The sequence below is a fragment of the Bradyrhizobium sp. 137 genome, assembly GCF_023074095.1.
Classification (GTDB): Bacteria; Pseudomonadota; Alphaproteobacteria; order Rhizobiales; family Xanthobacteraceae; genus Bradyrhizobium.
Window position 1 is genome coordinate 72,567 of sequence record NZ_JADPKU010000046.1, and the last position, 23,576, is coordinate 96,142.

A 23,576-nucleotide genomic window follows, 5' to 3' on the forward strand; every position below is an offset into this window, starting at 1 on the left:
GCAGGCTCGATACTGACTGCAACGAGGCAAGCCCGAGACACAACGGGCTCAGTTAGATGAGGGGAGTTTCCATGGAGCGCATCTGGCTCAAGCAATATCCGCCCGGCGTGCCCGCCGATATCGAGCCGACGCAATACGCATCGCTGGTCGACCTGCTGGAGGAGAGCTTCACCAGGTTCGCCGACCGCAAGGCGTTCATTTGCATGGACAAGTCGATCAGCTATCGCGACCTCGACCAGATGTCGGTCGCGCTCGCCGCCTATTTGCAGGGCCGCGGGCTGCAGCGCGGCGCGCGGGTCGCCCTCATGATGCCGAACGTACTGCAATATCCGGTCGCGACCGCCGCCGTGCTGCGCGCCGGTTTCGCGGTGGTCAACGTCAATCCGCTTTATACTCCGCGCGAGCTCGAGCATCAGCTCAGGGATTCCGGCGCCGAGGCCATCATCGTGCTGGAGAATTTCGCCCACACGGTCGAGCAGGTGATCGCGAAGACACAGGTCAAGCACGTCATCGTCGCCAGCATGGGCGACCTGCTCGGCTTCAAGGGCGTGATCGTCAATCTCGTCGTCCGCCGCCTCAAGAAAATGGTACCGGCCTGGTCGCTGCCGGGCGCAGTGTCCTTCAACGACGCGCTCTCCGCCGGCCGCGGCATGACCTTCAGCAAGCCAAAACTCTCGCCGGGCGACGTCGCGTTCCTGCAATATACCGGCGGCACCACCGGCGTCTCCAAGGGCGCCGCCCTGCTCCACCGCAACATCGTCGCCAACGTCCTGCAGAACGACGCCTGGCTCCAGCCGGCGCTCGCCGCGCCGCCGCATGTCGATCAGCTCATGATCGTCTGTGCGCTGCCGCTTTATCACATCTTCGCGTTGACGGCCTGCTACCTGCTCGCGGTGCGCGCCGGTGGCTGCAATCTCTTGATCCCCAATCCGCGCGACATCGCCGGTTTCGTCAAGGAGCTGGCGAAATACCAGGTCAACAGCTTCCCGGCCGTGAACACGCTCTACAACGGCCTGATGCATCATCCCGACTTCAAGAAGCTCGACTTCTCCAAGCTGAAGATCTCCAACGGCGGCGGCATGGCGGTGCAGCGCCCCGTCGCCGAGCAGTGGAAGGCGATCACCGGCTGCTTCATCGCCGAAGGCTACGGCCTGTCGGAGACCTCGCCGACGCTGACCTGCAACCCGGCGACGGCAACAGAGTTCTCGGGCACGATCGGCATCCCCGTGCCTTCGACCTGGATCTCGATCCGCGACGACGACGGCAACGAAGTCCCGCTCGGCCAGCCCGGCGAAATCTGCGCCAAGGGTCCGCAGGTGATGTCGGGCTATTGGAACAAGCCGGAGGAGACTGCCAAGGTGATGACCGCTGACGGATTTTTCCGCACCGGCGACATCGGCGTGATGGACGAGAAAGGCTACACCAAGATCGTCGATCGCAAGAAGGACATGATCCTGGTCTCCGGCTTCAACGTCTATCCCAACGAGATCGAGGAAGTCATCGCGACCCATCCTGGCGTGCTCGAATGCGCCGTGATCGGCATCCCCGATTCCAAATCGGGCGAAGCGGTGAAGGCGTTCGTGGTCAAGAAAGACCCCAACCTCACGGCCGAGGACGTGATCAAGTTCTGTCACGAGCAGCTCACCGGCTACAAGGTGCCCAAGCACATCGAATTCCGCACCGACCTGCCAAAGACCAATGTCGGCAAGATCCTGCGCCGGCAGCTGCGCGACGAGAAGAAGGCGGAGGCGGCGTAAGGCCGCTTTCATTCATGCTGAAGGTCGGCGACATCACGCCATCCGACGTTCTCGCCTTCTGGCGCGAGGCCGGCCGCGAGCGCTGGTATGAGCGCAACGACGCTTTCGACGCAGAGGTCAGGCGCCGCTTTCTCGGCCTGTGGCAGAAGGCGGCCGCCGGTGAGCTCGCATCATGGGAGACGAGTGACGAGGGCGCGCTCGCGCTGGTCATCGCGCTCGACCAGTTCCCCCGCAACATGTTCCGCGGCACGCCGCAAGCCTTTGCCAGCGATGCGCTGGCGCGCGATGTTGCCCGCCGCGCCATCGAAAGGGGCACAGATCGCAAGGTCGATCCCATCCTGCTCGAATTCCTCTATCTGCCCTTCATGCATTCCGAGCACCTGAGCGACCAGCTGCATTGCGTCGCGCTGTTTCAAAACACCGACAATGCCGAGAACCTGAAATACGCTCGCGAGCACGCCGACATCATCCAGCGTTTCGGCCGCTTCCCCCACCGCAATCGCCTTCTCGGCCGTGACACGACTGTGGAAGAGCAGGCCTTCCTCGACGGCGGCGGTTTTGCAGGCTGATGACATCACGGTGAGCGACCGGGGCCTCGCCGCTTCCGCCGCCCGCAAATATTGTGCAGGCCCGCGCCACGGTCTAAAAGGCGGGACCGATATTCAGGGAGACTGACGATGACCATCCAAGTTGGCGACAAGCTGCCCGAGGCGAAATTCCGTGTGATGACGGCGGAAGGTCCGCAGGTGAAGACCACCGACGATATCTTCAAGGGCAAGAAGGTCGCGCTGTTCGCGGTGCCCGGCGCCTATACCGGCACCTGCCACAAGATGCATCTGCCGAGCATCTTCCTCAATGCCTACGCCATGAAGGACAAGGGCGTCGACACCATCGCCATCGTCTCCGTCAACGACGCCTTCGTCATGAACGCCTGGAAGCGCGAAACCGACCAGCGCGACGAGGCCATCTTCCTCGCCGACGGCAATGCGGATTTCACCAAGGCGATCGGCATGGAGCTGGATGCCTCGGCCAACGGCCTCGGCATCCGCTCCAAGCGCTATTCGATGCTGGTCGAGGACGGCGTGGTGAAGAAGCTGAATCTCGAGGCTATGCCCGGCAAGGTCGAGGTCTCCGGCGGCGATGCGCTGCTCGGCCAGCTGTAAGGCAGCCAACCCTTTCAGCCTATCTGATGCTGTCATACCCCGCCACGGCGGGCATGACAGCGTCAACCGCGATCAAACAGCCGCTGCGGCATTGGGCCAAACTGCGCATCATCCTCCGAAATATGCACAGGAGCATGCCTTGGCCAAATCGCAATGGAGTTTCAAGACCGCAGTCGAGCTGTCGAGCGCGTTGACCACCAAGAAAGTCTCCGCGGTCGAGCTCACCCAGGACGCGATCGACCGCATCGAACGTCACGACGGCAAGATCAACGCAATTTGCGTGCGCGATTTTGATCGCGCACTTGTTGCGGCGCGCGAGGCGGACGCCGCATTGGCGCGCGGCGAACGAAAACCGCTGCTGGGCCTGCCCGTCACGGTGAAGGAATCCTTCAACGTCGCCGGCCTACCCACGACGTGGGGCTGGACGCCGCAGAAGGATTTCAAGCCCGCGGAAGATGCACTGTCGATCACCCGGGTGAAAAACGCCGGCGGCATCATCCTCGGCAAGACCAACGTTCCCGTCGGCCTGGGGGATTGGCAGAGCTACAACGACATCTATGGCGTCACGAACAATCCGTTCGATCTCGGCCGCACGCCCGGCGGCTCATCGGGCGGCTCGTCTGCGGCGCTGGCGGCCGGCTATGGACCGCTCTCACTCGGCTCCGACATCGGCGGCTCGCTCCGGGTGCCCGCCTTCCATTGCGGGGTCTATGCGCACAAGCCGACCTACAATCTCTGCCCGACGCGCGGCCACACGCCGCCGCCATTTCCCGCCATCCCGATGGAGCGCGACATGGCGGTGATCGGTCCGATGGCGCGGAGTGCGGCCGATCTGCCTCTGCTCCTGGAAGTGATGGCAGGGCCGGATCCGCTGGACCTCGGCATCGGATACAGGCTTGCGTTGCCGGAGGCGCGACATCACACGCTGAAGGATTTCCGTGTGCTCGTGATTGACAGTCACCCGTTGCTGCCCGCGAATGCCGACATTCGCGGCGCGATCGACAAGCTGGCGGGCCAATTGGCGAGCATGAGCGCCAGCGTCGCACGCGAGAGTCCGCTGTTTCCCGATTTTACGGAAGCCTCGCGCCTCTACATGCGCATGCTGATGAGCTTTCTCGGCGCGTTCTTTTCGCCGGACATTCTCGCCGGCGCACGTGCCGGGGCGGCGCAGCTCTCACCAGAGGACAAGAGCCTTGCCGCCGAGCGGCTGCGCGGCATGACCTCCACGCACCAGGCCTGGGTGTTCGACGAGGGCGCCCGCGCCGGGCTGCGCGCGCAATGGCGGCAATTGTTCCGGACATTCGATGCGGTGATCTGTCCGATCATGCCGACGGCGGCCTATCCGCATGATCATTCGCCCCAGCAGGAGACGCGCCGGATCAATATCGACGGCAAGGACTTTGCCTATCCGGACCAGCTTGCCTGGCCCGGCATCGCCACACTGACGGGCTTGCCCGCAACGGCCATTCCGCTCGGCCTGTCGAAGGACGGCCTGCCGGTGGGCGTGCAGATCATCGGGCCTTTCCTCGAGGATCGCACGCCGCTGAAGCTCGCCGAGCTGATCGAGCGCGAGTTCGGCGGGTTCGTGCCGCCGCCTTTGTACAATGACTAGTCGCTTTCGTCATTGCGAGGAGCTCTTGCGACGAAGCAATCCAGACTGTACCCGCAGAGACATTTCTGAATTGCTTCTCTTCGCTCGCAATGACGGCGGAAAAACAACATCGAGATTCCGGGGCTAGCGCTACGGGCATCTCGGATGGCAGGAGAGAGAGGTCATGAGCAACGATCTCGAACAGCTCACCGCGCTCAACCGCGACGATGTCGCTTCGGTCCAGAACTGCGACGTCAAGCGCTTCGACGAGATCCTGGCGCCGGAGTTCTACTGCTCCAATCCCGACAAGACGCTGGTCGATCGCACAGCCTTCCTGGAACAGACGGCGCGGCCGATCGCGATCCGCAATCTGCATGAGCACGACGTCATCATCCGCATCATGGGCGATTTCGCCATCATCCACGCCGCGACGAGCTACACCATGGCGGACGGCCAGTATGCTACCGGACGATATACCGATTGTTGGGCGAAGCAGAACGGCAAGTGGCTGGCGGTGTCCGCGCACGTGTCGCGGTGAGTTAGGCAAACAGCCGGCATCCTCAGCGCTGTCATGCCGCGCGAAGGCGGAGCATTCAGTACTCCGCGGCGGTTCGTTCACGCAAGTTCCGCCGCGGGGTGTGTCATCGCCCGGTCAAGGCCGGGCGATGACACAGTCGTTGTGTCAGCTATCGAACACGATCACGCTGCGCAGCGTCTTGCCGGCTTTCATGTTGGCAAAGCCCTCGTTGATCTCGCTTAGCTTCAGCTTGGCCGAGATCCAGTCCTCCAGGTGTAGCCGCCCGCGCAGGTAGAAGTCGACCAGGCGCGGCATGTCGACGCGGAAATGGTTGGAGCCCATCGAGGAGCCCTGGATCTTGCGCTCGCGCAGGAAGTCGAAGCCGTGCAGCTCGATCTTCTGTCCGAACGGGATCATGCCGACGATGGTGGCGGTGCCGCCGGAGGCGAGCATGCCGAACGCCTGCTCGGCGGTCTCCTTGCGGCCGAGCACCTCGAAGGAATGATGCACGCCGCCGTTGGTGAGGTCGCGCACCTGCTTCACGACGTCACCATCGGCGGGATTGATGATGTCGGTCGCGCCCAGCTTGGTCGCGAGCTGCAGCTTGGCCGGATTGGTGTCGATGGCGATGATGCGGCCGGCGCCGGCGATCTGCGCACCGTTGATCGCGGCCATGCCGACGCCGCCGCAGCCGATCACCGCCACGGTCTCGCCGGCCGTCACCTTTGCCGTGTTCACCACCGCGCCGTAGCCGGTGATAACGCCGCAGCCGATCAGCGCGGCGAGATCGAGCGGCATTTCCTTCCGGATTTTGACGATCGCGTTCTCGTGCACCAGCATCTGCTCAGCGAAGGACGAGAGGTTGAGAAACTGGTGCAGCTTCTCAGGCTTCGCCCACTGCATCCGGTCGGAGACGCCCGGCAGCATCTTCACCGTCGTGTCGGTGCAGAGCACGGTGCGCCCCGTCGTGCAATTGTCGCAAGTGCCGCAGAAGACCGAGAGGCAGGTGACGACGTGATCGCCCGGCTTGACGTAAGTGACGTCGGAGCCGACCTGTTCGACCACGCCTGCGGACTCGTGCCCAAGCACCGCGGGTAACGGATGCGGATAGAGGCCTTCCATGAAGTGCAGATCGGAATGACAGAGCCCGGCAACTGCGGTGCGGATCAGGACCTCGCGCGGGCCGGGCTTCGGCAGGCTGATGTCCTCGATGACGAGCGGCTGATTGATTTCATAGAGGACGGCGGCCTTCATCGGTCTTTCCTCATGCTGTTTCGTTGAGTGCATTCCTCACCTCTCCCTATGGGAGAGGTGAAAGGAGCCTACGCCGCCAGAACCAGTTCGCCAACCTCGCTCATGGTGGCGTTGCGGTCGCCGAGCAGCAGCGCGGCGATCTTCTGCTGCACTGGATTTTCCGTCAGCCGGAACGGATCGCTCGGCAGGACGCGATGGTCGATCACGAGCCGCGACAGCAGCAGCCGGCGCGCGTCGCCGCGCATGTCGTGGATGCGATGCGCTTCCCAGGCGAGCGCGACGGCGCTCGCGACATGATAGAGCAGGCTGGTGGCGCGCCGCGCATCGGCCTCGTTGTCGACCTTGGCCGCGACCTCTCGTGCGAAGCCGACGGCGCGGTCGGTGAGGCCGCGCAGATTATCGCGCCAGGCCTGTGGCACGGAGACGCTGTCGTCGAGCCGGGCATGCAGATCGGCCGCGAGCGCGGACTCCGCGCCATGACGGCCAACCGCGCGCCGCAGCGCATCGATCGCGACAATGTTGCCGGTGCCTTCCCAGACCGAGCCGAGATGCGCATCGCGCAGCAGGCGCGCGGTGGCGAATTCCTCGATATAGCCGATGCCGCCGCGCATCTCGAGCGCATCTCCGCAGACCTTTCGCGCGTCGCGCGTGGCGCGGAACTTCAGCGTCGGAGTGAGAATGCGCAAGAGCGCCGCCGCATCCTGGCTGCCGGCTTCGGCGCGGTCAAGCGCGTCGGCGGTGAGGAAGCTCATCGACAGCGCTTGCTCGACCGGCAGCATGATTTTCAGCATCTGCCGGCGACCGAGCGGCAGGTCGATGATGCGATTGCCGAACACCACGCGGTTCTTCGCGACGGCAAGCGCGTCGTGATAGGCCCGGCGCATCAGCGCGGTGGATTTGACACCATTTGAGAGCCGCGACGAGTTCACCATCTCGGCCATCTGCACGAACCCACGGTCGAGCTTGCCCACGGCGTAGGCGATCGCGCCTTCGAGCTTGATCTCGCCCGAAGCCATCGAGCGGGTGCCGAGCTTGTCCTTGAGACGCACGATCCGGTAGCTGTTTTGCGAGCCGTCGTCGAGGAAGCGCGGCATCAGGAACAGGCCTACGCCCCGCGTGCCCGGGCCGGCGCCTTCAGGACGCGCCAGCAGCATCACGATCTTGGCGTCGGCGTTCGAGCAGAACCATTTTTCGCCGTAGAGGCGCCAATGGTCGCCTTCCTGCACCGCGCGCGTCGTCAGCGTGCCGACGTCGGAGCCGCCTTCTTTCTCGGTCATGAACTGGCCGCCCTGGGTCAGCTTGCTCATGTCGGTCTGGGTCAGGCCATCCAGATATTTCGCCTTCAGCGCTTCACTGCCGAAATTCGCCAACAGTTTTGCGCAGCCGTCGGTGACGTTGATCGGGCAGCCCATGCCGAATTCGGTCTGGTTGAACAGGAAGGTGAAGGCGTGCTTGGCCACCACGGGATATTTGTCCGGCCAGCCCATGATACCCTTGCGCGTCGAAAGCGCGTGGATGCCGAATTCGCCGAACGCGGCCTTCTCCAGCTCGCGATAGGCCGGATGATACTCGATCCATTGTATGTCGCGGCCGAACTTGTCGCGCTGATGCAGGATGGGCGTGTGCCGGTCGGCAAGCCGCGCGCATTCGTCGAGCTGGCCGCCCGCGAGTTCGCCGAGGCGATCGAGATGCGGCTCGATATGGCGGAACAGCGTGTCCGGCAGATGGATGCGCAAGAGGTCCGTCAGTGCGGGATCGGCGCGGTAGAAATTCATGCCAGTGGTATCGGGTGCCAGCAGGCCGGACGGCTCGACCGCGATACGTGTTGGCGGCGCTGGGATGGGCTTGTGCATGATCGTCCTCTCGTTTCCGCCCGCCGGCAATTTTTTGCGCTTGCCGCTTGGGATGATGTCGATCATGCTCCAGAGGCGAATGCGGATAAAGCCGCAAATCGTCAGGGAGGCATGATCGCCGTGAGGGAGCAATTCACTCTGCGGAATTGTGACCGCCCCCGGCTGGTCGTCCGCGCAGACCATGCTTAGATCAACGGCTCCTTGTCTGCGAGAGATCACGCCATGGAACACCCAAAATACAGGATCGCGCTCATTGTCGGCGCCGGCGAAGGATTGAGCGCCTCGCTGGCAAGGCTCCTTGCGGCCCAGAACATCCGCGTCGCCCTTGCCGCGCGCAAGATCGAGAAGCTGGGCGCGCTCTGCACCGAGACCGGGGCCAAAGCCTATGCCTGCAACGCCACGGAGCCAGAGGAGGTTGAGCGATTGTTCGGCCTGGTCGAGCGCGAGATCGGCACGCCCGATCTCGTCGTCTACAACGCCAGCGGGCGCACGCGCGGACCGCTCGTCGATCTGGTCCCTGCCGATGTCGCGCACGCTATCGCGGTCAGCGCTTATGGCGGCTTCCTGGTGGCGCAACAGGCGGCCAAGCGTATGCTGCCGAACAGGCACGGCGCGATCCTGTTCACCGGCGCCTCCGCCAGCGTCAAGGGCTATGCGCAGTCGGCATCGTTTGCGATGGGCAAGTTCGCGCTGCGCGGTCTCGCACAGAGCATGGCGCGCGAATTGTCGCCGCAGGGCATCCATGTCGCGCATTTCGTCATCGACGGCGCTATCCGCAGCGCGACGCGGACCGAGCCGGCCGACAAGCCGGACTCGATGCTCGACCCTGACGCCATCGCGCAGAGCTATTGGAACGTGTTGCAGCAGCCGCGCAGCGCCTGGAGCTGGGAGCTGGAGCTGCGGCCATGGGTTGAGACGTTTTGAGGCGCTGTTTTGAGGCAATAACGTCACAACAATCGTCATTGCGAGCGAAGCGAAGCAATCGAGATATCTTCGCGGAGACAAACTGGATTGCTTCGTCGCCAGCGCAGACTTGCTTCGCAATTTGTCGCGGGCTGCTCGCCATGACGAAGAGAGGGAGCGACATGACCACGGAAACCACCATCGATACCGGTACCAACGAGCTGCTCTGCGTCATCCGCGAGCGCGTCGCTGTCATCACGCTGAACCGGCCGGAGGCGCGCAACTCGCTGTCCGATACGTTAACGCCGGCGCTGCGCACGATGATCCGGAGCTGCGGCGAGAACCCTGATGTCGGCGCACTGCTGCTCACCGGCGCGGGCGAAGCGTTCTGCGCCGGCGGCAACGTCAAGGGCATGGGTGCGCATCGCGATTCAAAGAAGCTGGAGATGTCGCTTGAGGATCGCATCGCCGATCTCCAGGAGCGGCAGCGCCTGCTCACCGGCGCGCTGGTGTCGGTGCGCAAGCCCACCATCGCCGCCCTACCCGGCCCCGCAGTCGGCGCCGGGCTTGCCATCGCCATGGCCTGCGACATCCGCATCGCCGCGCAATCTGCGTTCGTTGCCACCGGCTACGCCCGCATCGCGCTCAGCGGTGATTACGGCATCGCCTGGCTGCTGACCCGGCTGGTCGGCACCGCGCGGGCACGCGAATTGATGTTCACCGGCGATCGCGTCGATGCCGCGCGCTGCGAGGCGATCGGCCTCGTCAATCGCGTCGTGCCCGACGACTTGCTGCAAGCCGAGGCTTTCGCGCTGGCCAAATCGCTTGCCGAGGGCCCCCGCCTCGCGCTGCGCTACATGAAGGACAATCTCGACGAAGCCCTGCTCTTCGACTTCGAGACCGCGCGCGACCACGAGGCCGAGCGGCTGGTGCGCCTCACCGCGACCGCCGATCACAAGGAGGCCGTGCAGGCCTTCATCGAGAAGCGCAAGGCGGTGTTCACGGGGAAGTAGGCCGAAGAAGGCTGCGTGAAGGCAAAAAAATGCCCGGCTCTGGCTTGGCCAGGCCGGGCTCGGAGTGTGTCAGGCCGAGGCTGAGGGGCTGTCGGCCTGACGGGAAAGAGCGGCGAGGCGCCAACTCGCACAGGGAATGTCTTTCGGTGCGACCGCGATCTTCTTGTCGAAGCGCACCAGCTTCCAATCGTCGGGATGATTGACGAAAGCGAAGCCGGATTTGCGGGCGAGCGAGATCATGGTTTCGTTGGAGCACAGCGTCTCGCCAAAGATGTGCTCGGCGCCCAGCGCAGCGGCGCGGCATTCCAGGTTCTTCAGAAGCGCAGTGGCGATCCCGCGTCCGTGCCAGCGGTCGTCGACTGACAGGCCGAACTCGACCGCTGCGGCCTCGGCATGGAGCGCATAGCGCATTTCGGCGACGATAGTCTCGAAGCCGTCGACCATCATGGTCGCCACCACGGTGAAGCGCTCGCGCTCTCCGACATCGAGGAAATCGTGCAGGAGCCCCTTCGGCAATTCGCTGATCGCGCCGAAGAAACGGTTGTAGCGGGACCCGGTCGAGAGCGACCGGAAATAATGCTGGAGCTCCTCTGTGTCGCGCGGCTCGGCGAAGCGAAGATTGAGCGTCTCACCCTGCCGGGTGCGCAGCGTATCGGAATATTGCCTCAGGTCTTCCAGACGAAGCGTACTCATGACACATGCCGCAAAGGGAAAGGGACCGCCGGCGCCCCTGTGATCAGGCGGCGCCGGCCTGGCGGCCGATCAGGCCCGCCAGAAGGGTTTGTCGGCTTCATAAGCCACATCGCTCCAAGTCAGGCCGACGTCCTGCAGATCACGCGCAGTCCAGTTGGTGAGCTCGCGCCGGGTCCGGTAGCGTTCGTGCCAGATGTGGAGGGTGTCGCCGATCTGGTGGATCAGGCTCGGCGCATGATGATTTGTCATCGAATTTTGGGTCAAGGTAGACATCTTCAGCTCCTAGAGCTAACCTGAGCGCTAATATCTGCCTGCTGCTGCGCCGCGACAAACGACAATTTGTACCTTTCCGCATGAAATAACGTCATACATCCTGCTGCCAAATGACTGCCAGATTGCCATCCCTGAACGGATTGCGAGCGTTCGAGGCCGCCGCGCGCCATCTCAGTTTCACGTTGGCGGCGACCGAACTGAACGTGACCCAGACCGCGATCAGCCATCAGATCCGCAGGCTGGAGGAGGAGCTCGGCATCCGCCTGTTCGTCCGGCAGAACCGCGCGCTGACGCTCACGCCGGAAGCGCGTGACTATTTGCCGGGCGTCCGCGCTGCCTTCAACGATCTCCGGCTCGCCACCGACCGGTTGCTACGCAAGGACGACGACAAGGTGCTGACCGTGTCGACGCTGGCTTCGCTCGCCGCAAAATGGCTGCTGCCGCGGCTAACCGATTTCCAGGAGCAGCACCCCGGCATCGACGTCCGCATCACCACCTCGACCAGTCTTGTCGACTTCCAGCGCGACGACGTCGATGCCGCGATCCGCTACGGCCGCGGCCAGTGGCCGGGCTTGCGTGCCGACTGGCTGATGGCGGACGAGCTGTTTCCGGTGTGCAGTCCCTCCCTACTGCGCGGCGACAAGCCGCTACGCCGGCCCGAAGACCTGCGAAACCATTCGCTGCTGCACACCTCGAATGCCAACAGCGACGATTGGCGGCTGTGGCTGACGGCGGCGGGCCTGCCAGCCGATATCGCCAGGCAGCCCGGCATCACTTTCGACATGATCTTCATGACCATCCAGGCCGCGATCGACGGCATCGGCGTCGCGATGGGCCGGACCTCCTACGTTCAGGACGACATCGCCAAGGGCCGGCTCGTGGTGCCCTTCAAGATCGCGCTGCCGGCCGATGCCGGCTTCTACTTGGTCTCGCCGGAGGGCCGCCGCGAAGCGCCGAAATTGACCGCTTTCCGGGACTGGATGATCGCCGCAACGCAAAACAAGGCCTGAAAATCATCAGCTTCCCCGGCAAAACCGATTGACTCACCTCCCACCCTGCGGGAAGGGGTATGACAGATTGTCGCAGCATCAATCTGTCGCCATGCCGTGAAGACGAGTTCCGGCCGGCCACGCCTTTACAAGGGGAGACCGCAATGGCTGGATCAGCCGCATCGACCAATCCACCCGCAATCAAGTCGCGCATCGGCGCCATCCTGCGCGCCACCTCCGGCAATTTCCTCGAGCAGTTCGACTTCTTCCTGTTCGGCTTCTACGCCGCCGCGATCGGCAAGGCGTTCTTTCCCTCGACCGATGAAACGGCGTCGCTGCTCAACACCTTCGGCGTGTTCTGGCTCGGCGCCTTGATGCGTCCCGTTGGCGCGATCGTGCTCGGCGCATACATCGACCGCATCGGCCGCCGCCAGGGCCTGATCGTCACGCTCGGCATCATGGCCTTCGGCACCGTCGTCATCGCATTCTGCCCGAGCTACGCGACCATCGGTATCGCGGCACCCGTCATCGTGCTGATCGGCCGCCTGCTGCAAGGCTTCTCCGCTGGAGTCGAGCTCGGCGGCGTGTCGGTGTACCTTGCGGAAATCGCAACGCCCGGCAATCGCGGCTTCTACACCTCGTTCCAATCGTCGAGCCAGCAGGTCGCGATCTTCGTGGCTTCGATCCTCGGCTTTATCCTCTCCGAAATGATGCCGGCCGACACCGTCGCCGCTTGGGGCTGGCGCATTCCCTTCTTCGTCGGCTGCCTGATCATTCCGCTGATCTTCGTCCTGCGGCGGACGCTGGAGGAGACGCCAGCCTTCCTCGCCATGAGGAAGCACCCGACGGCCAGCGAGGTGTTCGCCTCCGCGCTCGCCAACTGGCGCATCGTCATCCTCGGCATGATGATCGCGATCCTGACCACCACGACGTTCTATTTCGTCACGGTGTACACGCCGACCTTCGGCAAGACCGTGCTGAAGCTGTCGACACAGGACGCGTTGCTGGTCACGCTGCTCGTGGCAGTCACCAACTTCATCTGGAATCCGGTCGGCGGTGCGCTGTCCGATCGCATCGGCCGCAAGCCGGTGCTGCTCGCCATCGCCGGCCTCTCGCTCGTCACCGCCTATCCTGCGCTGCACTGGCTGGTGGCGGCGCCGACTTTCGGCAAGCTGCTCGCGGTTGAGATGATGTTTTCGTTCTATTTCGGCGTCTACAGCGGCACCATGCTCGGTGCTCTCGTCGAGATCGTGCCGGCGCATGTGCGCACCACCTGCTTCTCGCTTGCGTTCGCGCTCGCCGCCGCGCTGTTCGGCACCTTCACGCCGCTCGCTTCGACCTGGTTGATCGAGCGGACCGGCGACAAGGCTTCGCCCGGCTTCTGGCTGATCTTCGCAGCCCTCCTCGGCATCATCGCGGCGTCGACGGTGTATCGCGGCGGCGGCAAGGCAGTACCGACATACGATGCGGTGCCGGAGCCAGTGGCGGGACACTGACGGTCACTCCGGAGGCACGCTCCTTCACCTCTCCCGTAAAAACGGGGCGAAGGAGCACGTCTCCGCTGCGGTTGCAGTTCGAGCTACAATTCCACCACCACGTAGTCGCTCTCGACCTTCACCGGGATAGTCTCCGCGACATACGGCCCCTTCACCACGGTCGCGCCCGGCTCGACATGGGCCGGATAGGCCTTCACGCGGAAGCGGCGAGGATCGCAATAGGACTGGCCGGTGCGGATGTCGAACTCCCAGCCGTGCCAGGGGCAGCGGATGATCTCGCCGAGTTTCGTATATTGGATCTCGCCGGGATCCTTCGATTGCGCGAGGCCGATCAGCGGGCCCTCGCACAGCGCCGCGCCTTGATGGGGGCAGCGGTTCATCAGGCCGAAATACTCGCCCTTGACGTTGAACACCGCGATCGGCCGTCCGTCGATCTCCAGTAATTTTCGCGTGCCCGGCGGAAGCTCGTCGACCGCGGCAATCACATGACGCGCCATATCTGTGTTTTCCGCATGATCTTATCGAAAAACCGCTTCACACTTTTTCGGATCATGCGGCTAGTCCGTAGAGCTTCTTGGCATTGCCTAGATAGAATGCCTCGCGATTGGCTTCGCTGACGCCGGCCGGCAGCACGCGCGAGGGCTCATCATAGTCCCAATGCGGATAGTCGGTCGCAAACAGGAGGCGATCCCAGCCGATCCAGTTGATGACGTCGAACAGCTCCTCGCGGCACTCCGGGTCCTCCATCGGCTGCGTTGTCCACCACACCTGCTCGCGGATATATTCCGACGGCGGCCGCTTCACATGTGGCACCTCACTGCGCAGCCGCTGCCAAGCCTTGTCGAGCCGCCACGCCAGCGACGGCGCCCAGCCGAAGCCGGCTTCGATCATCACCATCTTCAGTTTCGGGAACCGCTCGAACACACCTTCCAAAACCAGACTCGCGAGCGCCGATTGCTGGCACTGCGAATGTCCCACCATCTCCTCGATGTAGTAAGAAGGCCAGCCCGACGGCGTGATCGGATTGCCGCCGAAGCCGAAGGCGTGCACGCCGACGGGAAGGCCGGCTTCTTCTGCGGCTTGATAGATCGGCCAGTAGCGGCGCTGCCCGAGCGGCTCGACGTTGCGGCTGAGCAGCAGCACCTGAACGAAATTCTTGTCGCCGGCACGTTCGCGGATTTCGGCGGCGGCCGACAGCCCATCTTCATTGCCGACGACAATCGAGGCCTTTAGGCGCTTGTCCTTGCTGGTCCATTTGTCGATCTGCCAGTCGTTGATCGCCGAGCACAGTGCGGCCGAGAGTTCGTGATTGCGGATGCCTTGGCCGGTGTTGAGCGGATTGAGCACGCCGAGCTGCACGTTGTTGGGGTCGAGCAGTTGCTTCTGCATGAAAGACAACGAAGAGCCCTGCGGGCCGCCTTCCGGCGGATAGGCGTCGCGGCGCGAGGCGTTGGGCTGGGCCTTCGGATAGGGCGGGCCTTCCATCATGCCCTGATAGGCGTGGACGCCATAGATGTCGAGGTGATGCTGCCAGCGTTTGGCGAGGTAGGGATAAAGCTCGGTGTGGGTGGCGCGGGCCGGATGGATGTCGCAATCCGCGATCGCGGTCTTCGCAGTCAGTGGGGAAGCAGCTTCTGGACTTTCGCGAAACTGGATATTCATCGCCTTGCCTCCTTTGGCAGCGGGCTAAGTCAGGCGGGGATACGTCGCATACGGATTGTCGATCATGATCTTGCGCACGAGATCGGGGGACAGACCTTCGGGCAGCGCGTCCTGGCCGTCAAACTGCCAGTGCGGATAGTCCGTGGAGAATAGGACCAATTCGTCCGACTGCATATGATCAAACAGGCGAATTAATGTCTCTGGTTCCGGCGGCGCATCAAAGGGCTGTAACGAGAAGCGAATGTTGCTGCGCACAATCTCCAGCGGCGCGCGATCGACCCAGGGCGTCTCCATCCGCACCCCGCGCCAGAACTTGTGCAGGCGCCAGAGATAGGGGGCGATCCAGGAGACGCCGGACTCCAGCATCACCATTTTCAGCCGCGGATATTTGGCGAACACGCCCTCGACGATCAGGCTGGTGAGCTGGGTCTGGAACGCCTGGGCCTGACCGACATAATCCTCGATGTGATAAGACCCCCACCCCACAGCAGTGGGCGGATTGTGGTAGGCGGAACCGGCGTGGACGCCGACCGGGAGTTCCAGTCGCTCCGCAGCTTCATAGATCGGCCACAGCGCACGCTTGCCGAGCGGTATGTCGCCCATGACCAGCATGAGCACCTGCACGAAGCGGCGATCTTGCGCGCAGCGCTCGATCTCGGCGACCGCCTTCTCGACGCTTTGCGTGGGGATCACGATCGAGCCGCGCAGGCGCGGATCGCGATCGAGCCACTCCTTCACGAGCCAGTCGTTCAGTGCGCGGCAGAAGGCCGCCTGCATGTCCTCGGAGAACACCATCTGCACGCCGTACAGAGGATTGCAAATGGCGAGCTTGAGCTGGAAAGGATCGAGCACGTGGCGCTGCATATCCTGCAGGCTTTCGCCGGGCTTACCTTTCTCGGGGCGCCAATCGGGCCGCGCCACGATCGGCGAGTTCTGCGGATAGGATTGCGAGACGAGATCGACCATGCCGCGCGTCGTCACCTGATCGCGCCAATAATCGTTCAGGTACGGCAGCAGACTGGTCAGATGCGGCACGGCGGGATGCACGTCGCAATCGACAGCGCCGGCGATCAGGGACGCCATGACATCTCCTTCACGTTTCCCTGTGGAGTTCTTAATCTCGTCTTCTCGCGGGCAGCGCCTAGCCGCTCCGCTTTGTCTCCGCCATTCAAGCAGGCCTGCCCGCCGCCTGCAACTCGGCCAATGCTTCCGTCTATGCTAGCAAGGCTGAGCACAGTTGCGAGGATCAGAGGTGAGGGACATGAAAGAACTCGTCGGCATTGCGGAACAGGTCGCGGCCAAACTGATCGCGCGCAAACAGACGATTGCGGTGGCAGAATCCTCGGCCGGTGGCCTGATCTCGGCCAGCCTGCTCGCCGTGCCCGGCGCGTCCGCCTATTTCCTCGGTGGGGCCGTGGTCTACACGCGCGACGCGAGGCGCGTGCTGATGGATATTTCGGACGACGGCATGAAGGGCTTTCGATCCTCATCGGAGCCCTACGCGAAACTGCTTGCCGAGCGGATGCGAACGCGCTTCGGGTGCGACTGGGGCCTGTCCGAAACCGGCGCCGCCGGTCCCACCGGCAACCGCTACGGCGACGCCGCCGGCCATAGCTGCATGGCGGTGGCGGGCCCTACGGCAGAGGTGATGACGCTGGAGACGGGCAGCAACGACCGGTTCGGCAACATGCAGGTGTTCGCGGCAGCGGCGCTGAGGTTGTTGCTGAAGAAACTGCAAGCCTGACGCAAGGTAGGGCGATCGCATATGACTTTTGGAGGCGCCTGAGCGCACGCCTCGTCCTTCGAGACGACCGCTTCCAGCGATCTCCTCAGGATGAGGCCACGTTGGCGCTCGTTGAAACTTTTGCCGCACACTCCGCCCTCATCCTGAGGGCCCGCCGAAGGCGGGCGTCTCGAAGGATGGCCGCAGGGGAGGAGTGTTGCGACCGCCCTGCCATCGCAAACAGAGCCTCGAAGAACGACGGCGAGGGGCTGGTACTCGTGGTTCAATGGATCTCACCTCGCCAAATGCCGCGTGAAGATCCGCACCACGTGCCCCTTCACCCGCGGCGCTTCGTCGTAGAGGTCTGACGCGATCCGCTCGATGGTCTCGCGCAGCGACAGGAATTGCGCCTGGCGCGCGCTGCTTTCGGTGCCCTGCATGCCCGCGAGCTCGTCCATCGCGGCGTCGCTGATCTGGCACTGCACCACATCGCCATCGTTCAGCATGGTGAAGCGAAAGGCCAGCCGTTCGAGATCATGGCCAATGATCTTGTCGCGCATGAGTGGCATCAAGTCGTCCCGGTCGAACCCCCGCGCCGGACAATGCTGAAAATTTCTTCGCTTGTCACCATGTCTAGGGGTGGGTTAGCCCAAGGCGTAACCCACCTATTGTCGCGATAGTGGATTACGCCGAGCGGACTGCGCTTCGTACAGCGGCGGGCCTGACCCGCCCTGCGTTCTCAGTAAACGAGGGCCGCGCCTGTGGGTTTCTCCAGCGCAGTCGCCAGGGACTTGTACTCCTCGCAATCACGCCCGCAGATCGCAGCGATGCGGTCCAGGTGAAACATTGCCTGCTCGCGGTTGCCCTGCTCGAGCTGCCAAAGCCCATAATACTGCCAGGTCAGCACGTGATTCGGATCGGACTTCAGCGCGCGCTCGTACCAAATCTGCGACTGCTTGTAGTCGCCGAGCTTGCGATATGAGTAACCGATGAGATTGGCGACGGTCGGATGATCGTCGTGGCCGAGCGCCTTCAATTGCTCGATCGCGACCGCATAATCGTTGCGCTCGTAGATCGTGTCATAGGCCGCGCGGTAGCCGGCCGCGAATGCGGGATCACCGATGCTGGACTGGTTGTTCGGCTTCTTGCCTTTCTGGGTTGCCCTTGGGTTGGAGCGTTTCGGGTAGCTGGGCTGCGCTTTCTGATCCGAATAGGCGCCCGCATAAGGGTCCGTGGAGCTGATGCCACCACCTCCACCGCCTCCTCCGCCGCCCGCGGCCAATACCGGCGAAGCGAACAGCGCCGCTGCGACCGTTCCCAGCACGACGATTCTGATCATCGCTGTGATCATTCCTGTCTCCTGCTTCTGCGGCCCCGGATGACGTGATAACCCTGTCATGGCGGCGATATTCCGGGATGATTGCGCTCTCACTGAGACGCCAGCGTCGGGCGTGCGACAGTCTTGCTGCCAGATCCTGCCGGCAAGCGGGAGGGACGCGCTACTGAAACGCGACCTCGGCGAAACTCCTCAGCTTTCGCGAATGCAGCCGCTCCGATTCCTGCTGCTTGAGCCGCTCCAGCGCCTTCAGGCCGATCTCGAGATGCTGGCCGACGCGACGGCGATAGAACTCGCTGGCCATGCCCGCGAGCTTGATCTCGCCGTGCAGCGGCTTGTCGGAGACGCAGAGCAGCGTGCCATAGGGGACGCGGAAGCGGTAGCCATTGGCGGCGATCGCGGCCGATTCCATGTCGAGCGCGACCGCACGTGATTGCGACAGGCGGCGGATCACCGCCGGGCCGGAAATCTCCCAATTGCGGTTATCGACGCTCGCGACGGTGCCGGTGCGCATCAGCCGCTTGAGCTCGAAGCCTTCCAGCCCGGTGACGTCCTCGACCGCCTCCTCGAGCGCAACCTGCATCTCGGCCAGCGCCGGGATCGGCACCCACAGCGGTAGCTCACGATCGAGCACATGATCCTCGCGCACATAACCATGCGCGAGCACGTAGTCGCCAAGCCGCTGCGTGTTGCGCAGGCCTGCGCAATGGCCGAGCATCAGCCAGGCATGTGGGCGCAACACGGCGACATGATCGGTGACGTTGCGCGCATTGGACGGGCCCGTGCCGATATTGATCAGGCTGATGCCGCGATAGCCGGGCGCGACCAGATGGAAGGCCGGCATCTGCGGCACGCGCAATGGCGGCGTGCCGCTGATCGAGCCACCATTGCGCGTGATGACGTTGCCCGGCGCGACAAAGGCTTCGAGGCCGGCCTCGCCGGACTGAAGCCGCTGCTGGCAGAGCTGCGCGAAGGCGTCGACATAGAATTGGTAATTGGTGAAGATGACGAAGTTCTGGAAGTATTCGGGATCCGTGCCGGTGTAGTGATAGAGCCGTCGCAGCGAGTAATCGACGCGCGCAGCGCGGAACAGGGATAGCGGCTCGGGCGCGCCGGGCTGGAGCTCGAAGGTACCGTCGGCGATCGAATCGTCCATCGTGGCAAGATCAGGCACGTCGAACGCATCGCGCAGCGATCGCGTGATGGCCGAGTTCTCGCCGGTGGTGATGGCGGCTTCGATGTTGATGTCGCGGCGATAGGCGAAGTGGATCGGGATCGGCTCGGCGGATTCCCCGATCTCGACGGGAACTCCGTGGTTCTGGACCAGCAGTCCGATCTGCTCGGTGAGATAGGCACGGAACAGATCCGGCCGCGTCACGCTGGTCTCGTGCACGCCGGGGCCGGCGACGAAACCGTAGGACAGGCGCGAATCCAGCCGCGCATGCGTCGCGGTGGTGACGCGGACGAAGGGATAATAGGCCCGGACCCGCGTCGTGACCGCTTCGCCGCCAACATAGGCCTCGAACCGGTCGCGCAGGAATTTCGTGTTGCGCTCGTAGATCTCTTCGAGACGGGCGACGGCAAGGCCGGCGTCGGAGAAGGATTCGGTGGCGATGGAGGGTGGAGATTGCATGGTCGACCGCTGGGTTGCTGTTTGCAATCGCACTATAACAAAGTGACAGCCAAGTCGTGGAGATGACGCGCTTTCGGGTGTCACTTCTCCCGGAACGCCCGCATCAGCTGGTCGTGCAGCGGCTTCATCAGATATGACAGCATGGTGCGGTCGCCGGTCTGGACGAAGGCTTCCACGGGCATGCCCGGGATCATCTTGACGTCGCCGAGACGGGCGATCTCTTGCGCCGGCATCGAGACGCGGATGGTGTAATAGCTCTGGCCGGTGCGCTGGTCGCTGGTGACGTCGGGTGATACGCGGCTAACGACGCCATTGAGCTCAGGCGTGGTGCGCTGGTTGAAGGCGGACAGGCGCAACAGCGTCTTCTGGCCGATCTGGAGCTTGTCGATGTCGACCGGGTTGACCTTGGCCTCGACCTGGAGGTCGTCGGCTTGCGGCACGATCAGCATCAGGGCATCGCCGGCGGTGACGACGCCGCCGACGGTGTGCACCGTCGATTGCAGCACCATGCCGTCCTGCGGCGCGCGGATGTCGATGCGGCGGAGCTGGTCTTCGGCGGCGACCTTGCGCTCGATCAGCTCGCCGATCTTGTCGTTGGTCTCGCGCAGGTCCTTGGAGACCTCGCTGACCACGTCCTTGTCGATCTGGATGATCTGGAGCTCGGTCTCCGTGATCTTGCCCTTGGCCTGGGCGCGCGAAGCGATGTACTGCGCGCGCTCGCCGTTGAGGCGCGCCGAGTCGCGTTCGAGCTGGGTCAGGCGCGAGATCTGCACCAGGCGCTTGTCATAGAGCTCGCGCACGCCGGTGAGTTCGTTCTGCACCAGCGCGATCTCCTGGTCCTTGGCCTTCTCCTGCGCACTGAGGCCGGAAATTTCCTCGTTGAGCTGCGTGATGCGTTCGCGCAGCTGGGCCTTCTGCCCGGTGCGGCCGTTGACACGGACGTCGAACAGCTTGGTTTCGGCGGAGAGCAGCACCCTGACGTCGGGATCGTTGGCGCGCTCGAGGAGGGCTTGCGGGAATTCGATCTTGTCGAGACCGCGCTGCTCGGCCTGCAGTCGCGCCGCGCGCGCTTGCGCGGCATCGAGATTTTTGGTGACGATGGCGAGGTTGGCCTTGGTGACGGTGTCGTCGAGCCGCACCACGATATCGCCGGCCTTGACCACGTCGCCATCGCGGGCGCGCACCTCGCCGACCACGCCGCCGGTCGGATGCTGCACCTTTTTGACATTGGACTCGACTACGATCTGCCCTGGCGCGATCAGCGCGCCCGAGATCAGCACCGTTGAAGCCCAACCGCCGAGGCCGACGACGAGGACCACCACGATGGCGAGGCCGAGCATCAGGTGGAACTTGATCGAATCGCGCACGGTCTTTTTCGCGGCAGGCTTCGTGCCGCCGATCGCCAACGTGCTCATGACTTTGGCACTCCACCTTCGCTGACGATCTTGATCGGCGCCGGCGGCGACACGCGCGGCTGCAGCACCTGGGCCAGGACCTGCTCCTTCGGGCCGAAGGCCTGCATGCGGCCGTCGCGCAGCACCAGGATCTGGTCGACCGCCTCGACGCCGATCGGGCGGTGCGCCACCACGACGACAATGGCGCCGCGCTCGCGCGCCGAGCGGATGGCGCGGGTCAGCGCCTCGTCGCCTTCGGTGTCCAAGTTTGAGTTGGGCTCGTCGAGCACGACCAGGAACGGATTGCCGTAGAGCGCGCGCGCCAGCGCCACACGCTGCGCCTGACCTGCGGACAGCGCGGCGCCCTGCTCGCCGACCTGCGTGTTGTAGCCCTCGCGCATCTTGATGATCATCTCGTGCACGCCGGCCTCCTTGGCCGCGGCGATGATCGCGTCGGAGGTGGCCTCGGGATCGAACCGGCTGATGTTCTGCGCGATGGTGCCGCCGAACAATTCGACGTCCTGCGGCAAATAGCCGATGTGGCGACCGAGCGTGTCGGAGGACCATTGGTCGAGCGCGGCGCCGTCGAGACGCACCTTGCCGCGCACCGGCTGCCAGACGCCGACCAGCGCGCGGATCAGCGACGACTTGCCGGAGCCGCTCGGCCCGATCACGCCGAGGCCGTTGCCGGCGGCGAGCGCGAAGGTGACGTCCTGCACGATGAGGCGCTGGTCGCCGGGAGCCACCATGGCGACGCCTTCGACCGAGAGCCGGCTGGTGGGCGCCTGCAATTGGGTCGGCATCGCCTGCGCCGGCATCTGTTCGAGGAGCCGCGTGAGACGCTGCCAGCTCTGGCGGGCCGCGACGAAGGATTTCCAGTGCGCAATCGCAAGATCGACCGGCGCGAGCGCGCGGGCGGAGAGGATCGAGCCGGCGATGATGATGCCGGCGGTCGCCTCCTGATGGATCACGAGATAGGCGCCGACCGCGAGCACGGCCGATTGCAGCATCATGCGCAGCACCTTTGCGACCGCGCCGAGGCCGCCGGCGACGTCGCTCGCCCGCTGATTGCCGGCGAGATATTTTTCGTTGGCCTCGCTCCAGCGCTGATTCATCCGGCCGGCCATGCCCATCGACACCATGACTTCGGCATTGCGGCGGCTGGCCTGGGCGAGATCGTTGCGCTGGGCGGCAAGCCCCATCGCTTCGCGCGCCGGCTGGCGGGACATGAACTCGGTGACGAGCGTCAGTCCCACCAGGATGATGGCACCGGCAAGCGCGGTGACGCCGATCAGGACGTGGAAGGCGAAGCAGATGGCGAGATAGAGCGGCAGCCAGGGCAGGTCGAAAAACGCGCTTGGCCCCATGCCGCCGAGGAAGGAGCGGACGTTATCGAGGTCGCGCAGCGGCTGCAGGCCCTCGTTGCGGCTGCCGACGATGAGCGGCAGGCGCACGATGGTGTCGAACACGCGCTTGTTGAGGGCCTCGTCCAGCGCGGTTCCGATCCGCCCCAAGATCCGGTTGCGGATCATGTCGAGCACGCCCTGCGCCATGTAGAGGAAGCTGGCGAGGATGATGAGGCCGACCAGGGTCGGAATGCTGCGGCTCGGCAGCACCCGGTCGTAGACCTCCAGCATGAAGATCGATCCGGTCAGATAGAGCAGGTTGATCATGCAGCTCATCAAGCCGACGCCGACGAACGCCGAGCGACAAGCTCGCAAGGCGTCACCGAGCTCTGAACGGCGGACGCCAGGGATGGCTGCCATCAGTCTGATCTCTTTCGGGTGAGGGGCAAAGCCCCCTGATTTCAAAGGCGAATTGAGGGTACTTGACCCGGATTAACAACGCGTTTTCCGCGCGTCCAACGCAGTCGACCTAATCCGGGCCCGATGAGCCACATCTACCCCTGGCAGCCTTCCGCGCAAGTCCGGAATTTCACAGGCTTGCGGCTTTTTCTTGCAGGCTTTCAGGCTCTTCCCGGAAAAGGCTGAAAGTTCCAATCGGCGAACGCCGGGCTAAAACCGGCCCCCGCCGCGCACCAGTCGCACCACGAGAAGCAGAATGACCGCGCCGATGGCGGAATAGACGATCTCGGACACGAGCCCGGTGCCGAGACGAATACCGAGCTTTGGAAACAGGAAGCTTGCGATCAGGGCGCCGGCGATGCCGACCACGATGTCGCCGATAATGCCGAATCCGGTCCCGCGCACCACCTTCCCGGCAAGCCAGCCAGCAACCAGGCCGACGAACAGGATGACGAGCAGCCCTTCGTTGGAAATGTGCATCGGTTACGTCCCTCTCCGTGAATGGCCTATGGAACCGAAGC

23 protein-coding genes are annotated in these 23,576 nt (G+C 64.0%); 10 read left to right on the forward strand and 13 right to left on the reverse strand.

Annotated features, from left to right (window positions below):
• Positions 1–71: 71 nt before the first annotated feature.
• The 5 genes from IVA78_RS11945 to IVA78_RS11965 all read left to right on the forward strand — a co-directional run bounded on the left by IVA78_RS11945 (position 72) and on the right by IVA78_RS11965 (position 5,049).
• A complete protein-coding gene (locus IVA78_RS11945; RefSeq protein WP_247465390.1) occupies positions 72–1,757 on the forward strand; it encodes a long-chain fatty acid--CoA ligase in 1,686 nt (561 codons plus the stop codon).
• 14 nt (positions 1,758–1,771) lie between these two features.
• Positions 1,772–2,326, forward strand: a complete 555-nt coding sequence (locus tag IVA78_RS11950; protein WP_247419366.1) for a DUF924 family protein — start codon at positions 1,772–1,774, stop codon at positions 2,324–2,326.
• A gap of 108 nt (positions 2,327–2,434) precedes the next feature.
• Positions 2,435–2,920, forward strand: a complete 486-nt coding sequence (locus IVA78_RS11955) for a peroxiredoxin (protein WP_247419363.1) — start codon at positions 2,435–2,437, stop codon at positions 2,918–2,920.
• Between the two features lie 139 nt (positions 2,921–3,059).
• The gene (locus tag IVA78_RS11960) at positions 3,060–4,532 is read left to right on the forward strand and encodes an amidase (protein ID WP_247465391.1); all 1,473 of its coding nucleotides are present in this window, start codon (positions 3,060–3,062) and stop codon (positions 4,530–4,532) included.
• Positions 4,533–4,695: 163 nt separating this feature from the next.
• The gene (locus IVA78_RS11965; RefSeq protein WP_247465392.1) at positions 4,696–5,049 is read left to right on the forward strand and encodes a nuclear transport factor 2 family protein; all 354 of its coding nucleotides are present in this window, start codon (positions 4,696–4,698) and stop codon (positions 5,047–5,049) included.
• A gap of 144 nt (positions 5,050–5,193) precedes the next feature.
• Here IVA78_RS11965 and IVA78_RS11970 read toward each other — a convergent pair whose 3' ends face one another.
• Positions 5,194–6,282, reverse strand: a complete 1,089-nt coding sequence (locus IVA78_RS11970; protein ID WP_247419356.1) for a Zn-dependent alcohol dehydrogenase — start codon at positions 6,280–6,282, stop codon at positions 5,194–5,196.
• 68 nt (positions 6,283–6,350) lie between these two features.
• Positions 6,351–8,135 carry an acyl-CoA dehydrogenase family protein gene (locus IVA78_RS11975; RefSeq protein WP_247465393.1) on the reverse strand — a complete coding sequence of 595 codons (1,785 nt, stop codon included), beginning with the start codon at positions 8,133–8,135 and terminating at the stop codon, positions 6,351–6,353.
• A 222-nt stretch (positions 8,136–8,357) separates the two neighbouring features.
• On the opposite strand from IVA78_RS11975, the gene IVA78_RS11980 reads away from it, so the two are divergent.
• Entirely contained in the window at positions 8,358–9,059 is a 702-nt protein-coding gene (locus tag IVA78_RS11980; protein WP_247278959.1) for an SDR family NAD(P)-dependent oxidoreductase, read from the forward strand.
• Between the two features lie 161 nt (positions 9,060–9,220).
• The gene (locus IVA78_RS11985) at positions 9,221–10,051 is read left to right on the forward strand and encodes an enoyl-CoA hydratase (RefSeq protein ID WP_247308127.1); all 831 of its coding nucleotides are present in this window, start codon (positions 9,221–9,223) and stop codon (positions 10,049–10,051) included.
• 69 nt (positions 10,052–10,120) lie between these two features.
• Here the strand turns inward: IVA78_RS11985 and IVA78_RS11990 are convergent, their stop codons facing one another.
• Together IVA78_RS11990 and IVA78_RS11995 are read right to left on the reverse strand one after the other, a co-directional pair.
• On the reverse strand, positions 10,121–10,744 hold the full coding sequence (locus IVA78_RS11990; RefSeq protein WP_247465394.1) for a GNAT family N-acetyltransferase: 624 nt from the start codon (positions 10,742–10,744) through the stop codon (positions 10,121–10,123).
• 69 nt (positions 10,745–10,813) lie between these two features.
• A complete protein-coding gene (locus IVA78_RS11995) occupies positions 10,814–11,017 on the reverse strand; it encodes a DUF1127 domain-containing protein (RefSeq protein ID WP_247278962.1) in 204 nt (67 codons plus the stop codon).
• A gap of 110 nt (positions 11,018–11,127) precedes the next feature.
• Between IVA78_RS11995 and IVA78_RS12000 the strand changes: the two genes are divergently transcribed.
• Both IVA78_RS12000 and IVA78_RS12005 read left to right on the forward strand, forming a co-directional pair.
• Positions 11,128–12,027: a transcriptional regulator GcvA gene (locus tag IVA78_RS12000; RefSeq protein WP_247278963.1), complete on the forward strand. Its 900-nt coding sequence runs from the start codon at positions 11,128–11,130 to the stop codon at positions 12,025–12,027.
• A 143-nt stretch (positions 12,028–12,170) separates the two neighbouring features.
• Positions 12,171–13,502 carry an MFS transporter gene (locus IVA78_RS12005; RefSeq protein ID WP_247465396.1) on the forward strand — a complete coding sequence of 444 codons (1,332 nt, stop codon included), beginning with the start codon at positions 12,171–12,173 and terminating at the stop codon, positions 13,500–13,502.
• A gap of 83 nt (positions 13,503–13,585) precedes the next feature.
• Here IVA78_RS12005 and IVA78_RS12010 read toward each other — a convergent pair whose 3' ends face one another.
• From IVA78_RS12010 to IVA78_RS12020, 3 genes are read right to left on the reverse strand one after another with little or no spacing between them, the layout of a single operon-like run.
• Positions 13,586–13,999, reverse strand: a complete 414-nt coding sequence (locus IVA78_RS12010; RefSeq protein ID WP_247278965.1) for a Rieske (2Fe-2S) protein — start codon at positions 13,997–13,999, stop codon at positions 13,586–13,588.
• Between the two features lie 52 nt (positions 14,000–14,051).
• Entirely contained in the window at positions 14,052–15,164 is a 1,113-nt protein-coding gene (locus tag IVA78_RS12015) for an amidohydrolase family protein (protein WP_247278966.1), read from the reverse strand.
• A 24-nt stretch (positions 15,165–15,188) separates the two neighbouring features.
• Positions 15,189–16,247 (reverse strand): amidohydrolase family protein, encoded by a 1,059-nt coding sequence (locus IVA78_RS12020; protein ID WP_247278967.1) that lies wholly within the window; start codon positions 16,245–16,247, stop codon positions 15,189–15,191.
• Positions 16,248–16,425: 178 nt separating this feature from the next.
• Between IVA78_RS12020 and IVA78_RS12025 the strand changes: the two genes are divergently transcribed.
• The gene (locus IVA78_RS12025) at positions 16,426–16,908 is read left to right on the forward strand and encodes a CinA family protein (protein WP_247278968.1); all 483 of its coding nucleotides are present in this window, start codon (positions 16,426–16,428) and stop codon (positions 16,906–16,908) included.
• 272 nt (positions 16,909–17,180) lie between these two features.
• On the opposite strand, the gene IVA78_RS12030 is transcribed toward IVA78_RS12025, so the two are convergent.
• The 6 genes from IVA78_RS12030 to IVA78_RS12055 all read right to left on the reverse strand — a co-directional run bounded on the left by IVA78_RS12030 (position 17,181) and on the right by IVA78_RS12055 (position 23,535).
• Positions 17,181–17,456 carry a DUF1488 family protein gene (locus tag IVA78_RS12030; protein WP_247281690.1) on the reverse strand — a complete coding sequence of 92 codons (276 nt, stop codon included), beginning with the start codon at positions 17,454–17,456 and terminating at the stop codon, positions 17,181–17,183.
• Positions 17,457–17,626: 170 nt separating this feature from the next.
• On the reverse strand, positions 17,627–18,238 hold the full coding sequence (locus tag IVA78_RS12035; protein WP_247465398.1) for a tetratricopeptide repeat protein: 612 nt from the start codon (positions 18,236–18,238) through the stop codon (positions 17,627–17,629).
• Positions 18,239–18,386: 148 nt separating this feature from the next.
• Positions 18,387–19,856, reverse strand: a complete 1,470-nt coding sequence (locus IVA78_RS12040; protein WP_247465400.1) for an AMP nucleosidase — start codon at positions 19,854–19,856, stop codon at positions 18,387–18,389.
• A gap of 80 nt (positions 19,857–19,936) precedes the next feature.
• Positions 19,937–21,271, reverse strand: coding sequence for an HlyD family type I secretion periplasmic adaptor subunit (locus IVA78_RS12045; protein WP_247465407.1), 1,335 nt, complete (start codon positions 21,269–21,271; stop codon positions 19,937–19,939).
• Positions 21,268–23,016: a type I secretion system permease/ATPase gene (locus tag IVA78_RS12050; RefSeq protein WP_247281694.1), complete on the reverse strand. Its 1,749-nt coding sequence runs from the start codon at positions 23,014–23,016 to the stop codon at positions 21,268–21,270. The genes IVA78_RS12045 and IVA78_RS12050 overlap by 4 nt, the downstream gene beginning before the upstream one ends.
• Before the next feature lie 249 nt (positions 23,017–23,265).
• A complete protein-coding gene (locus tag IVA78_RS12055; protein WP_247281695.1) occupies positions 23,266–23,535 on the reverse strand; it encodes a GlsB/YeaQ/YmgE family stress response membrane protein in 270 nt (89 codons plus the stop codon).
• Between the last annotated feature and the right edge of the window lie 41 nt (positions 23,536–23,576).